General features: G+C 55.1%; 9 protein-coding genes. 1 reads left to right on the top strand and 8 read right to left on the bottom strand.

The window, feature by feature from the left end; translation table 11 throughout:
* The first annotated feature begins 273 nt into the window (after positions 1 to 273).
* A complete protein-coding gene (locus tag QP977_RS03280) occupies positions 274 to 906 on the top strand; it encodes a trypsin-like serine protease (RefSeq protein WP_070827622.1) in 633 nt (210 codons plus the stop codon).
* A 106-nt stretch (positions 907 to 1,012) separates the two neighbouring features.
* Here QP977_RS03280 and QP977_RS03275 read toward each other — a convergent pair whose 3' ends face one another.
* The 8 genes from QP977_RS03275 to QP977_RS03240 form a co-directional block, all read right to left on the bottom strand.
* Positions 1,013 to 4,231: an LPXTG cell wall anchor domain-containing protein gene (locus QP977_RS03275; protein WP_070827620.1), complete on the bottom strand. Its 3,219-nt coding sequence runs from the start codon at positions 4,229 to 4,231 to the stop codon at positions 1,013 to 1,015.
* Positions 4,231 to 5,163 carry an isopeptide-forming domain-containing protein gene (locus tag QP977_RS03270; protein WP_070827618.1) on the bottom strand — a complete coding sequence of 311 codons (933 nt, stop codon included), beginning with the start codon at positions 5,161 to 5,163 and terminating at the stop codon, positions 4,231 to 4,233. The genes QP977_RS03275 and QP977_RS03270 overlap by 1 nt, the downstream gene beginning before the upstream one ends.
* Positions 5,156 to 6,196, bottom strand: a complete 1,041-nt coding sequence (locus QP977_RS03265) for a class C sortase (protein ID WP_222865273.1) — start codon at positions 6,194 to 6,196, stop codon at positions 5,156 to 5,158. Before QP977_RS03265 ends, QP977_RS03270 begins: the two co-directional genes overlap by 8 nt.
* 237 nt (positions 6,197 to 6,433) lie before the next feature.
* Positions 6,434 to 8,053 (bottom strand): SpaH/EbpB family LPXTG-anchored major pilin, encoded by a 1,620-nt coding sequence (locus QP977_RS03260; protein ID WP_070827615.1) that lies wholly within the window; start codon positions 8,051 to 8,053, stop codon positions 6,434 to 6,436.
* Positions 8,054 to 8,734: 681 nt separating this feature from the next.
* Complete coding sequence (locus QP977_RS03255; protein ID WP_070827613.1) at positions 8,735 to 9,094, bottom strand: hypothetical protein; 360 nt, start codon at positions 9,092 to 9,094, stop codon at positions 8,735 to 8,737.
* 170 nt (positions 9,095 to 9,264) lie between these two features.
* Positions 9,265 to 10,020 carry a class F sortase gene (locus tag QP977_RS03250; RefSeq protein ID WP_070827611.1) on the bottom strand — a complete coding sequence of 252 codons (756 nt, stop codon included), beginning with the start codon at positions 10,018 to 10,020 and terminating at the stop codon, positions 9,265 to 9,267.
* A gap of 9 nt (positions 10,021 to 10,029) precedes the next feature.
* The gene (locus QP977_RS03245; protein ID WP_284847132.1) at positions 10,030 to 13,059 is read right to left on the bottom strand and encodes a VaFE repeat-containing surface-anchored protein; all 3,030 of its coding nucleotides are present in this window, start codon (positions 13,057 to 13,059) and stop codon (positions 10,030 to 10,032) included.
* A gap of 928 nt (positions 13,060 to 13,987) precedes the next feature.
* Positions 13,988 to 14,635 (bottom strand): hypothetical protein, encoded by a 648-nt coding sequence (locus tag QP977_RS03240; RefSeq protein WP_049171148.1) that lies wholly within the window; start codon positions 14,633 to 14,635, stop codon positions 13,988 to 13,990.
* Positions 14,636 to 14,828 lie beyond the last annotated feature (193 nt).

The following is a 14,828-nucleotide window of genomic DNA, read 5'->3' as shown; positions in this document are numbered from 1 at the left end:
GGTTCTGCCTTAACTGATAGTTTTATACATTTCCTTATATTCGCGATACGAAACGGGTATATAAACTGCCCGGCACGCTTAAGTTCCATCTTTTTCGACGAGATTAGCTTCGTTTTTGCGCATCTTTAGGATGATTGGACGCTTACCATGCGCGTTCGTATTCGCCCTCTAGGAAAACCAACCAGAGGAAATGCTTTTCAATGTGCGACCTGGAAGCGCCAGAACCAGTTTTTGGGCCGCCACCGACCAACTCACTGAGGAGCAGATTTCCCCATGAATAGACCTTCATGGATTTTCACTGTCACTGCCATCATCACGGCTACAACCGGACTACCGGCCTACGCTGCCACTATCAACCAAGGTGATCCAGTTGTTATCGTTCACGCTAATGGGCCACAAGCCAGTGTCTGTACAGCTGGCTACGTCGACAAAAGTAACTCTCAGATCTACACAGCAGGTCATTGTGGGCAAGAAGGAGACACGGTGACGGATGGGACCTTTCAGAAAATTGGAGTATTCCAACCGTCTCCCACCTATGACCATTCACTAGATACGGGAAACGATATCGGAGTTGTTTCGCTTGATGACCCCGCTATTGCCGGTGAGAATTCCTATTCGGGTGACTCAATAATATCCCCAACAGATGTTCAAACTGGTGAGACAGTCTGCATATACGGCAACACTACGGGGAAAGTGACCTGCGGTTTAGCCGCTGACCGAGAGGCATACCAAACCGAGGACAGTGCTCTACAGGTTCAAAATGTGCACGCTCAACGCGGCGACTCCGGTGGCCCAGTATGGGTCCCGGAAAGAGGCGCTGTCGGTGTTGTATCGACTACCTGGAACATCATCGATGGGAACGGGCAGCAGCTTGGCTCATACATCACTGCTAACTCACCCTGGTAAGAGGGTTTGGTGATGTAGGGTTTCCTGATGGGTGGGAAGCCAGCCTAGTTCTTTTACTGCCAAATGGGTTCTGTGCAGGCAACTGCACAGATCCCATTATTTGTTATTAGGCCTGCTGGCGGCGAGTCCAGAACCAACCGCAAGCTGCGATTACCGCACCGAACAGCGTCCAGAGCAGGACTCCGTTTCCACCGGTCTTTGGTAGCGTTCCGGTCTTGGTGTCGGTCACCTGCATGATCATGAGCTCGCCGGAGCCTTCGGCCTTAATCAGCGGGCTACTGCCACCCACCACCGAGATGGTGTACTCCTTAGTCTCCTGGTCAACTGAGATTTCAAAAGCTACTGGCTCTGGCAGCAGGCTAAGCCCTGCCGGCGACTTAGTCTCTACCAGGTAGAAAGTACCAGTTTCGTTAATCTCAATTGACTTCTGATCTGGGGTGATGGTGTAGACCGGTCCTCCGCTGAAATCCGGCTGACCACCTGCCGAGGGGTAGATATCGAAAGTCGCACCACCAAGCCCCGGTAGAACCTTGACTCCTTCGCCATCGACATATTCCGCCTTTTCCAAGGTCAGCTTGCCTGGCTTGGTGTCCGGCGCTTCGTAGTTATCGACTACACAGGAAATGGAAGACAGGACCTTATTGGATTCCGACATCTTCACCCGGAAGCCGAACTCGCCGACGTTTTCGACCTTCAGTGGTGAGGTCTTCCCGCCTCGGGTTTGAGTACACACCGCGTTGAAATCACCGGTGGAATCTAACGTGTCACCGCGACGGAACAGGGTGTAGCCCTGCTTCTGCGTTTCGGTGAGAACCAGCGATTGCTCACGTTCGCTTTCAATGTTCCACGATGCAGTACCCTTGTCGGATTCGGATCCGGAGGTCACCTTCATCGACTGATGGACCAGCGGACCGGACCCGGTGCCGATGACATTGTCATTTGCGGCAAGGGTAAATTCCCAGCCAGGGGCACCGTCTTCGAGAACCTTGCCGTTTTCATCGACAATGCGCTTCTTGACCTTCACAACTCCGTTACAGCGAGAAGCAAGTTGTTCACCAATCTGCTTCATCTGCGCGGCGAGCTTGGAGTACTGCTCGACTCGGATGGTGTCACCGGTGCCAGAAATATCCTCACCCATGGTCTTGACCCCACGCGGACCATAGGTCCACTTGGATTGATCACGCGTAATCTCGATATTCCTGCCTTGTGGGGTTCGCTCCCAAACCTTGAAACCACCATTCTTATACGCAATCTCGAAGTTAGCAGTAGTATCATCGCCCACATAACTTGCTGCATCTACGTACTTATTCGTGAACTGCCAATAAAGTCCGGGCTCTGAAATGCTTGTGCCACTCTTCCACCAACGTACATTCTTTAGTACGAGATCCTGAGTAACAGTTGTGCGCTGAGCATACTTTCCACCTACAGTCAGGTCGACCATAATCGGGACGATGCGAGTTCCGGCCGCTTTCAGCTCATTAGCTGCATCAATTGCCTGGTTAAGGGCGGATTCTTGAACAAATTCGCCACCAAGTTTTAATCCGGGCGCTTTCGAGGAATATGTCGGCATACCGTCGGTGATGAAGTACACCACGTCATAGTTTCCTGCCGCGACCTGCTTGAGGCCTGCCTCCCAGTTGGTCGAGCCGTCGCCTTGCCAATTAGCGACAATGCTCTTTGCCCGGTTTACACCTTGTTCTGATTGCAACGAGATGTAAGGAGGGTTCTGCCCATAGGTTGAGCCGTTTGCAGCACGTGGCGCTCCACCCGCGAAGTTGTAGATACCCAGTTCTGCAGGGGTTCCAGCCAGCGAATCAATCAAAGCATTTGCCGCCCGCTTCGACTCGGTAAAGCCATTTGAATCAGCGTAATTCAGTGAGGTGGACAGGTCGGCCACCACAGCAATGCGCAGGCCACAGCGCTGCGGCATCGGCGGATTAGCGACACGTCCGTGAACCCACTGAGCTCCATCCGGCGGAGAGATAATCTCCGGTGGTTTTGGTGTGCTCTTTTTCTCTCCGTACACATCGAGCGTCACCTTCAGGTTCTTGTTCTGTGAAAGATTATTGGTGAAGGTAAACACTGCATCTTTAGGCACGAGAGCAGAGTCAACCGGCTTGCCGTCCTTTACCGGTACGACATCCATAGTGATGAACCCATTGCCGATGTTGACGTTGCGCTTCAGCAAAGTCACACCTGGTTCAATTTGGTCCAGCGTGAGGTTGTACTTCTGCGGATCCAAGAAAGTCGCGTCAGTTTCGATACGCACCGTTGCATACTTCATGTGAGACTCCTCAGTCACCTTAGCCGTAAAGGCATTGGGCTTCTTCGGATCTACTGGGTCAGCTTTAACTGCAAACTCGTGACCGATGGCGTCAAAGTGACGCCCTTCGACAGCCGGTGGCTTGGGGTCTTCGGAGGAATTTGAGCAGTTTTTAACTTCACCACTTAGATTGAAAGTCCACTCGGTACGCGCATTCGGAGCAAGCTTAAAACCTGGCTGCGCTACAGCAGTGACTTTGACAGTTCCTGGCTTGTTCTGCTCATACACATGAGGTCCGGCAGGCGCCTTTTTTGCGTTGAGGTAGTAATCAACTCCCTTGGTGTCCGGGATATTGATGTAAGCCTTCTCCACGCACTCCGGTGCAGTTGCAGGGTCGACAAGAGTCGGTTCTGCTGGAGTTATCGTTCCCGGCTCCGGTTCCGGCTCCGGGGTCTCTGGCTCGGTGGGCTCAGTCGGCTCTGTTGGATTTGTCGGCTGGGTAGGCTCCGTCGGGTCCGTTGACGGATCTGTTGGCTGACTTGGATTGGTGGGCTCAGTAGAACCTGCGGTAGTGCCACGAAGAGTCAGAGATACGCTGCCCGTTGCTGCGCTATTATTGATCCATAACTCTAAGTTAATTTTATCGCCCGCTTTCACCGTTTGATTTAATCCACTGTGCACAATTTCAAACGGTGCCCGTCGCGCCTCATAAGGCGGTCGACTCTGGTCGAACTGAGCTGGAATCATCCTGCCATTAATGCTCAATTCATAAGTTTGAAGCCACTCCGAGCCGCCAACATTGAACTGGAGACTGTCAATCGTCGCGTCACTATTAACTGTGAACTCAAACTTCGCGTCGCCCGGATTTGGCTTCGCCTTGATCTTCTTAAACTCATACTTCGGCGGGGTGGTCGGAATAACCTCCGTCTGTGCCTGCGCCTGTGGCGCGTTGGGCGCAAACGCCTGACCGCTGACAACGAGAGCTACCGCTAGCAAAGCAGCCAAGAACATGCGAAGCACAGTTCGCAGTGAATCCGGCAAGCGGAATGTTGTCGAAAACATTAGTTCTTCCTACTTTCTGAGTTCTTCCTGCTAGCGGCGATAATGACGAATCCTCCACCAATCAGGGCTGCGGCGAGAGCTACCAGCCCTGCCACCTGTACACCGGTAAGCGCCAGCGAGCCGGAACTTCCGCTGCTTCCGGAGCTCGACGAGGATCCAGAAGAGTCCGAAGGTGTCGAGGTCCCCGGCTCATCAGGTGGCGTGGAGGTAGTCGACGGGGTCGTCGAGGTTCCCGGTTCACCCGGTGTTGTCGGCGTCGTTGGCGGGGTCTTCGGCGGAGTCGATGTGCCCGGCGTCGTCGGTGGAGTCTTAGGCGGTGTTGCCGGCGGCGTCGTTGGTGGGGTCTTCGGCGGAGTTGTCGGAGGTGTCGACGGTGGTGGCGTCTCCCCCGGCTTATGCGACTTCGCCACAATGACTCCCTCTACCGGAGTGGAGTCATAGTCCGCGCCATAGAAAGGCACCGATACCAAGAAGGAGTTGATCTCCCGGTAACTGTCGTTCGGAGCCGTCGAGGTCACAAGGTAAATACCCTCCGGCAGATCGCTGAACTTCACGGAGCCGTTTTCATCAGTGACCTGGCTAAAGTGGAGATCTTTCGGCCACGTAGCAAGCTCAGCGGCAGTGGCTTTTTCAACCTTCTCGCGGTCCTGCGGGCTAGACGGCGAGATTCCCTTGAGACGCTCCAGATGGACGGTCACACCAGAAATAGAACCCGAAGCCGGCGAATTATCATCGTCCGGGTTTCCTGGGCTCAAGGTAATGCGCACAATGTCCGTGCCGCTCGTTGCTGAAACGCCCGGGGCATCCTGATGCCCAACAATTCTGGCCGCGTTGGCGTCATTCGCGCCAACTGCACCCATTACTGACACCAGAGCGCAGGCAGCTAAGAACGCAGCTATCCGGTTCCAGGTGGATGTCAAATATTTATTCATTGTCGTTTTCCCACCACGAAGTGTTGTTATTATCCTCGGATGCCGATTCGCTGCCGCCAGCGAGTCCATCGCTGTCTGCGTCGCCATCAGCAGTCTCGACGTCTGCATTCTCAGCGTCGTCGTCAAGCTCTTCGGCGATGTCGTCGATGTCGTCAGAGTCGTCGGCGTCGAGGCGCTGGCGCCAGAGCCACCACGCAAAGCCCGTGCCAAGCACAAGTACCGCTACAAGCAGGGCGTACATCCACCACTGCCATCCAGCTCCGTGCGTTTGGTCGAAGATTTTGCTTTCCGACGGATCCATCGGCACTTGGTGCCCACGCACTAGCAAACGATGCGTGTTAATTCCGTAAGGAGTGCAAGTGATGAGGGTGATGTAGTCCTGGCCTTCAACGGGACGAAGATCGTCGGTCTCATGTGGAAGTACAACCTTGATTTGATCAATCTCGTACTTCAGCTTGTGACCAGCGACCTGGATATAGAAGGCGTCTCCCTCTTTTGCTTTCCGCAGGTTATCGAAGAGCGTTACGTTAGTAAGTCCGGTGTGACCGGTAATGATGGAGTGGGTTCCAACACCGCCGACTGGAAGATCGGATCCGTATAGGTGTCCGAGCCCCTTGGCGAGCACCTCATCGCTGGTGCCGTGGTAAATCGGCAGGTCGGCCTGAATCTCTGGGAAGATCAGACGCGCCATCACGTCGGTAGCGTTTAGCTGATCGAGATAAGCGGCGTACTCGGGGTTGTGGTCATTAACTTCGTTAAGCCACGGGTCCAGAATCGGGCCGGTGGTTTGGCGCTCATTGTAAGAATGAGCGCGTTCCCACTGTTCATCTTTAACTTCTTGGGGTACGGACTTTTCCAACTTGGCGAACTCTTTGGCCGCCTTAGAGGTGCCGTAATTGTTCAATGCCGTGGAGACAACCGGGTACAGCATCACAAGTAAACCCACAATCACCAGAATTGCGGGGAGAACCATGCTGTTCTTTTTCGCCTGCTCAGGCTGATCAGGCTGCTCAGCTGATGCGTCCCGCGTCAGAGTCGACGCAGAGTGTTTACCCACGGAGGAACTCCCAAGAAGTCAATCAAAAAGGGATGTGGCCTTTCTCTTTCTCACCGGCGTAGAGATGCCTGCTGTTGAAAAAGAGCACATCGAAAGGCCGCAACAGTAATTTCAGTGATGCGCAAACTACAGGAATGGCGTGCGCTGTTGAACGCACGCTATTCCCGCAACACTGGAGCTAAGGCGCTCCAGTGACCGAGCCTCTACTCGGATTTAGTTCTTGGAACCGCGGCGGGCGAACCATGCACCAGCTGCGACGATAGCTGCACCGATAGCAGCCAGGATGCCGACACCGGCACCACCGGTCATCGGCAGGTTCGGGGTGGTGTCGTCAGAGTTAACAACCTCGCCCTCGTTAGCGCCGACCTGGACGGAAGCCAGCTCGTACTTGCGGTTGCCCTCAGAATCCGTTCCAGTAGCAACCAGCTTGAACTCGAGAGCCTCCGGCAGCAGCTCCTTGCCCTTCGGAGCCTTGGTCTCAATCAGGCAGTAGTGGGACTGGTCATCAGCGGCAACCTCAGCATTGTCTTCGAAGTCGTTGACGTGAAGACCGGTGATCTTGACGATACCGTCCTGGCCAGAGACGAAGGTGGTATCAACCTTGCCATTCTGCTGACCGTTTACCGGAGTCCAAGAGTCCTTCTTCTTGGTGTCAATCTCGGAGCACTGCTTGCCAGCCTCCTGGCGGACAATCTGGAACTCAGCGCCTTCCAGACCCTTGCGGTCGCCATCGACCTTCTTGAACTGCAGGCCACCCCAGTAGGTCTTAACCTCCGGAGTCTCCTTCGGAGTATGGTTCTCGGTACCATCCGGGTTGTTCTGGAAGACCAGAGCCTTGTTCGGCGCCATATCGGTATCCTTCGCGAACTCAGGCTTCAGCTTGGTGGTGATGGTAACGACGACCTTGTCACCGGCCTTGAGAGTCTTTGCAACTTCTGGCTTCAGGGCGACGTCGACGTTGTTGCCCTCGAAGAACTTCCCATCAACATCCTGCGTCGGCTGGATCTCATGGCCAGCGACCGTCACCTTCACGTCGGTGATTTCCAGCTTCGGGTCAATCTGGTCAGTGATCTGGAACTGGGTGCGCTCCGTGTCCGGCTTCAGCTGTCGCGCGGTACCAGTGACGGTGTAGACAAGGTTCTTATCACCAGCGTTCTGGTCCTTGTCCTTGACGGTCTTGGTCGGCTCTTCGTCCTTGTAGTTCTTCGGGAACGCGTGGACATCGTAGTTCCAGCTAGTGCCCTGGTTATCCCCACCGTTATCCGCGGTCATCGGAACGAAAGCGATGAACGGAACAGCCGGGTCGTAGCCTTCCTTCGGGGAAGTCTCAACAACCAGGTAAGCACCGAGGTCAAGATTCTGGGAAACGACCCACTTGCCGTCTGCGTCAGTCTTGCCGTCTGCGACCTTCTGCAAGACACCCGCAGGCAGGTCACCCTTGAGAGCTGCGCCCTGAGAGAAGTCAGATGCCTTCAGCTTCGAAGCAGCCAGCAGACCTTCGTTAGTGGTGACATCAATGTCGGTAGCGCCATCTGCAGTCTTGTTGATCTTGTAGACGGTAAAGCCGACACCCTCAAGCTTCTGGCCACCGTTGGCCTCAACATCCTTGATATCAGCCTCGGTACCAGACGGCTGGCCTTCACCAGTCGGGTTACCGAACTTGTGAATGGTGAGCGAGCCCTTGGCGTTCTTATTCACCAGTGGAGAGTCGCCAGCAGCCTGGTTGATGGAGGGATTCTCCTGAGCGATTGCAGCCGGGGCGGAGACACCCATCGACAGACCGACGATGGCAGCGAAAGTTACCGAGCGGGCGGTACGGGAGAACTTATTCACGAAAACAGGTCCTTTACAGAAGTCCAAAATGAAGCGACACGCTTCAATACGTCTCGCGATTCACTCCAGACGGCGACACCAACGTTCCCCGACTTGCCAAAACTGAGATTTTCCTTACGAAAAAGACCAGTCTGTCTAACCTTTTAAGCCTAAGCGTTATGAACTTTAATGTTTGAATGTATAAACATTGCAGCTCAAGCTCATTGCTTGCTCGGTTAACAGCGCTCAGTGAACCGCTTATAAATAACTTAACCGCTTAAGCATCTGGCCGATACCCCCAAGGAGAACGGGCCGCGACACCTAGGCATGAAAACCCTTCGCATTCACACTTCGTACTACCTCCGCGATAGCTCTTTGCACTGTTCGCGACGGGCTTTTGCTCATTCACCCAAAAAAGCGTAAAGATTTCCGCGATTTATCCCCCTCCCCCAATCAGGGCTAACCAGTTGGTTTGTATCAATAGCTTTTACCCCCTACCGCTATCGTCGCAGCGCACGCCGGGCAAATGAGGGCTCATCAACCTTCTCGTATTTGCTGTCACGACAACGTCGTCAAGCGAAAGCAAAAGGACACCATCAAAAAACCAAGAAACGCCCCGCGACCCACCGCCTTGTGCTAGGACCTGTAAAAGCACAGAGACAGTAAGCGACACGGGGCGCGCTTCGGCGTCACAGGGGACGTTTAGAGAACCGCCCAGTAGTGAACATCGTTGTAGCCGTTGAGCTTGAGGACGTCACCAATCTGGTCGACCTTCTTCTTGCCCTCAGGGGTCATGCCATCCGGCATGATCTGCACGTCAGCGCTGTGATCGCCGGTGAAGGTGATGGTGACGTAGTCCTTGCCATCGCGATGCTCAAGCTCGAAAACGTAGCGGTTGACGGCCAGCTTGCCCGAGTGCAGGAACCCGCCCTTGCCCGGAGCGACAACTGCAGTGTCAGCGGAGGTTGCAGGTGCAGCTACCGCCTGTGCGGCAGTAGCAACCGGAGCGGCAAGCACAAGTGCGCCCACACCCCAGACACCGATTTTCTTCAACATGCTCATAGGAACTTCCTTATCTTCAGTGTTTCTGCAGGGTTTCTGCAGATTTGTTCTGTGTTTTTCTGCGACTGTCGGCGCCGCCGTTGTTCGACGGCGTTCAACAGCCGCAGCCAATGAAATTGGTCAATGAATTGAGGCTGCGCCCCAGTGCCCTAGTGCCCTAGCGCACTGGATTAGCGCACTGGAGTGGCCTCGACGATGATGTTGTCGGCGTATCCCAACGTGCCGCCGACGAACTCGCCTCCGCAGGTAATGAGGACCAAGCGGTTCTCACCAACTGCATCGTTGACAGCCTCGGGCATCTGAGCGCCCTTGACCACCTGGATTGGATCCTTGCTGACGGTGAAGTCTCGGCTTTCGCCATCTACCTTCACCGTGACAGTGTCACCAGCTTTCAGGTCAGCGAAACGTGCAGCGTAGCCATCGCCCTGGTCCACCTCATTGACGTGACCGGTAATGACGGACGATCCAGCTGCACCTTTCTCACCCGGGATTGCGGAAGCCGAGTACCAGCCAAGGCGCGAAACATCGGTCGGTGGAATCAGAGATCCTTGATCAGTCAGCTGAACGAAATCAATCGGAGCCGACTTACCATCAATGAGCATCTCCATCTCGTGCACAGCTCCCCGAGAACCCTGTGCTGGAGTGGGCAGATTCTCCTGCGCACCATCGAGCGTCGAATCATTGCGATTGATCTGGCCAATCACCAGCAGAGCGATAACGCCGATTAATGCGATAGCGGCGATATACATTCTTGGCTGCTTCCACCAAGGCACGCTTTGTAGGTCTTCGGCTTGGCCGTCGACCTGGTCTTTGTCCTGGTCAAACGGATCAACGTGGTCGAGTGCGCCGGTTTCGGTTTCCGGTTCGAATCCTGGTGTGTTGCCAGGTTCCTTGCCGGTCTCGTCCGAGCCAAACTGATCAGTCATGGGATCTCCTTAGTTCGTGGCTACCGTCGGCAGAGCGTGAGTAGCCAAACCGGTCGGGCCAGACGGAACCGAACTAATTGCACGTCGTTCCGAGTTCGGAGCCAACGGCTTTCCGTGATTCTTCTGCTTGTCCTGGCCAGTGCCACCGATGATGGTGACGTTGGTGTTGTTCTGCTCCGAGTGCTGATTAATCACAGTGGTCGGGGTGGCAGAGTCGCTGGTAGGTGCAGAGGAATCGTCGTTAGGCGTGTTCTGCTCGCCCTCATCCTTCGGCTGCTCAGATGGCGTGTTCTCCGGGGTCTTGCCGTTCGTGACAGTCTGCTCCGCAGAGTTGATGTCCTTGTGAACAGCAACTTCCTTGCCATTGGCATCGGTCAGAGTCTCGAAGGCAACCTGAGAAGCGCAGTCGCCGTCGGTGATGATGATCGGAACATCAACCGTGCCGGCGGATGCCGTCGGCACAAAGTGCAGGCGGCTCCTAGCGCCAGTGGACTTGCCCGTCTCCTTGCACATCAGCTCACCGGTCAACGTGTACTTCGTGCCCGGCTTCAGGCCAGTGAAGTGCACGGTGTCGATAACGACAGCACCCTTCTCAACCAGACCCTTCCCGGCAATGCCGGCAGTAGTCGTGATGGCTGGGTTGCCCTCAGACTGAGCTGGGGTGCTCGGGTGGCTCGGCTTGCTCGGCTTTTCCGGCTGAGCGGGCTTAGTCGGCTTGCTCGGCTTCTCTGGCTGAGCGGGCTTGGTCGGCTTGCTCGGTTTTTCCGGCTGGGCAGGCTTCGTCGGCTTGGACGGCTTCTCCGGCTGAGCAGGCTTCGACGGCTTGCTCGGCTTTTCCGGCTGAGCGGGCTTAGTCGGCTTGCTCGGCTTGCTCGGCTTGCTCGGCTTTTCGGACTCGGACGTAGACGGAGTTGTCGTCTCAGACGGCTCTTCCGGCTGTGTCGTCTCCGGCTGCTCGGACGGCTCATCGTCGCTCGGCGTTGCCGGAACCGTGGACGTGGTCGGCTCAGTCGAGCTGGTCTCCGGTGCGGTCGTCTCCTCGGACGGAGTTTCGCTTTCCTCAGTCGGAGTGTCTTCCGGCTTCTCCGGAACCTCGCCGGTCACGGTCTGGCTAGCGTCGTTGATATCTGCGTGGTCAGCGATCTCATTGACCTGACCAGCGCTTTCCTTACCAGTCGAGTCAACCTCATCAGAGGTCAGGTGCTCGAACACTACAGCCTCAGCAACAGGAGTCTTAACAGAGTCAGACACCTCAAGAGTGACAGTCACAGTACCGCTTGCCGACGTCGGCTTGAACGTCGCCTCGCCATGACCAATCACAGAGCCATCAGCCTTATTAACCAGTTCACCGGAGAGGGTGTAGTTCTTACCAGGCACCAGGCCCTCGAAATGCACGGTGTCGACAACCTTGGCATTAGCCTCAATGCGGTTGCCCTGAAGCTCGGCTACCGTGCGCAGCTCCGGCTCCAGCGGCGTATCAGCGGGTTCGCTCGGCTTAGACGGTTCGGTAGTCTCAGTCGGCTCCGTCGGTTCCGTGGTCTGCGACTCAGTGCTGTCAGTCGGCTCGGTCGGTTCCGTCGGAGCGGCCGGCTTCGTGGACTCGGAGGTGTTAGGAGTAGTCGTCGAAGAGCTCGGCTGCTCTTCGCTTTCCGACGTCGTCGGAGCCTCCGACTCACTGGTCTCAGAAGTAGTGGTCTCGCTGGACGACGGCTCCGTTGTCTCCTCGGTCGTCTCCTCGGTTGTCTCTTCGCTCGTCGGGGTCTCTTCGGAGGTCGACGGCTGCTCCGGCTTTTCGCCGTGAACGGTCTGAGCTGCGTCGTTGATGTCCTCGTGGGTAGCGATTTCTACCCGCTGACCATCGGTGTTGTCCTGGCCATCGGCGGTGACCTCTGTCGAGGTCAGCTTTTCAAATGCAACAGCAGCGGTAACCGGCTCATCTACATCATCGGAGACGGTAATCATGACAGCCTGCTCACCCGAAGAGGTCTCCGGAGTGAATTCCACGCTGCCGGTCCCCAAGATGCGATCAGCATTGGTCTTGTCCACCAGGGTGGCGTCCAGGCGGTAGTTCTTACCCGGAACCAGGTCGGTGAACTTCACGATGTCCTTAACCACAGCGCCCGCAACAATCTTGTTGCCGTTCAGGCGAGCCTGAGTGGAGATCGACGGCTTACGCGTGGTCGGCTTCTCCGGCTCGGACGGCTTGGTCGACTCGGACGGGGTCGTGGTCTCCGCAGGCGTGGTCGGAGTAGTCGGCTTTTCCGGTTCGGTTGGCTGCTCCGGTTCGGTTGGCTTTTCTGGCTCGGACGGCTTCGTCGGCTCTGCCGGAACTTCACCGGAAGACGGAGTGACATTGTCAATCACAATGATGTCTTGTTTCTTACCATTGTTGAAAATGTAGCCAGTGCGGTTCGTGCCATCGACAGTGCCCTGACCGACGTTAGCCGGACCAGTGAGGTAGTCGTAGACAGCCTTCGTCGATGGGTTGTGAATGCCCTGGGAGAAGTCAATGCCATCGGAGAAGTGCCACAGAGCGAATTGAGTTGCGTTATTGGCGTCCAGCACTTTCAGACGTCCTTTAACTCCAGCTGCCTTCCCCAGTTCATCCAAACCAACAGCTGGAGAACCGTGGTGCGCAATCCAGTTGAGCTTCCGGTATCGGTCAAAGTCGTTCCGCAGCTTGTTATTGGTATCTGTACTGCGCGAGAACTGACTGAAGTTCTGCACACGACCGGTGTCATAAAGATCACCGGCGACGCTGGCCTCAATGCAGTAACCCATTTTGTGGCTACCAAATGGAGTTGCCGCCTCGTCAAATGCCGCAATGAGTGGCTCAAAATCACGGACATTTCCATTGGCTTCAACACCCTTAACGGTTCCAGGAACACTCAAAATCTTCTGGATTGTCAGGGTTTCGCCAGTGTCTTCTGCATCCTGCGCATGCGCAATTATTGGAGATTTAGCGAAGAAAAGAGCGAGCACAGCCATGAAGCTAAAAAGCGCCAACCAGCGCTTCTCGTTTGTAAAACGACCGAACATGAGCCCTCCCCCTTCCTTCGATTTCAGTGCGTTATACACCTTTCGCTACCTTTCCAGCCTTCAATGAACAATCAATGACCACGCATAAGCGTCTCCAGCCCCCATCACAGGTAGCCCAGTTGACATCGCCTTCTAATTCTCATTTATAGCGTTGGCCGCCCCCGAATATAACAAATACATTTTATGTTTGTTGAGCCATTTAATTGACACCCCTATTTCCCTTTATTTCAATGCCGATAATTGTTGTTTGGATATTTTTTCAGGGGTAGCCATATGGACAACGGACAAATACCAACATTCCACCTTCCTCTACGACGCCTAGCCATTCAGCCCAGATAAACCTCCATTACCTGCAGATATGAAGATTTTTCAATAAATTTCCACCCATTAATTCGGGTTGAAATGTCTCCCATGTCACGATTCTTATAATTGTGAGATAAGGCACAGCCGACACCCCACCCCCATCTAATGAAAATGCACCCCAATAATTTTCCGAACGCAATAATGACACCTCTGAGCCATTTGCAAAAACACCCCCTAGGCGCATTTAATAAGCCACATAATTGTGCGTTAATTGCGGCTGCGTAAATAATCGCCTCTCCACCCCCAGCCCTCTCCATCCGCAGTTAATAGACAAAAGTGGATCCGATTCAAGACATTCCAACAGATCACGTTATGTAAATCGCGCCCGAATAGAGGGCTGCAAGTGTGAAACTGTGCGAGTTTATGACACTTTCAAGCCATTTTTCGGGCCATTTTTGTCATAAACGCAGTCAGTAACTCGGATCGACCCAACGTCGCCAGCTAAAAACGCAAAAAGCGCCTCCCCACTCCACAGGAGTGAGAAGGCGCTCGTGCGCTGTTACGCGCTAAACGCCGCGCAAGCTAATTTCTGCGCAGTGCAGTGCCTAAGTCAGCTTAAACGGCCTTAGATAGCCTTTGCACCGGTGAGGTCCAGGTCGACTGGCAGGTTGTCACCCGCACCGTCCTCGGCCAGCAGGCCACCCTGGTTGTTGCCGCCGGTCTGGGCACCCTGCTCCTGGCCGCCAGTCTGGAGGCCACCCTGGTTCTTACCACCGGTCTGCAGGCCCTGCTCCTGGCCGCCAGTCTGAAGGCCGTTCTGGTTCTTACCGCCAGTCTGGAGACCCTGCTCCTGGCCACCGTTCTGCAGACCCTGGTCGCCACCGACGTTTTGCAGGCTCTGGTCCTGGCCACCGGTCTGGAAACCGGACTGACGCTCACCAATCTGGCCCTTGTCGTTAACCTGGTCGCCGCCGACCTTGTCGCCCTTGTCCAGCTTGTCGCCGCCAATCTGGTCTCCGCCGTTCAGCTGATCGCCGCCAGCGTTCTGGAGACCCTGGTTGCCGCCAACGTTCTGCAGAGCGTTGTCCTGATCGCCACCGACGTTCTGCAGACCCAGGTTGCCGCCCTCAGTCAGAGAGTGGAAGTTCGGGAACAGTGAGTCGACCTGAACCAGTGGGCCCTCCGGGAAGTTCACGTTGAACTCAGGTACCGGCAGCGGAGCCGGTGCTGGCAAGGAGGAAATCAGTTCGCAGATATTGCACAGGTTATCCATGATGATCCTTTAGAAAAATGAAGTGTAGATAAATGGTGTGGCGCGATGCCCAGAGCTGAAGGTAAAGGGCTTCTCGCCTTCTCCTTTGCGGCCACTGCCGTGCTCACACGAAAACCGTACCGGTGATGAAAAACGGTCACAATATAGAAATTCGACCCACTTCAGCCAGGAAATTGGAAACAGAATAACGGCA

The organism is Corynebacterium sp. MSK012 (assembly GCF_030232435.1).
GTDB lineage: Bacteria > Actinomycetota > Actinomycetes > Mycobacteriales > Mycobacteriaceae > Corynebacterium > Corynebacterium jeikeium_D.
Note: the sequence above shows the minus strand (reverse complement) of the source record. Positions and strands in the feature narration are given on the sequence as shown.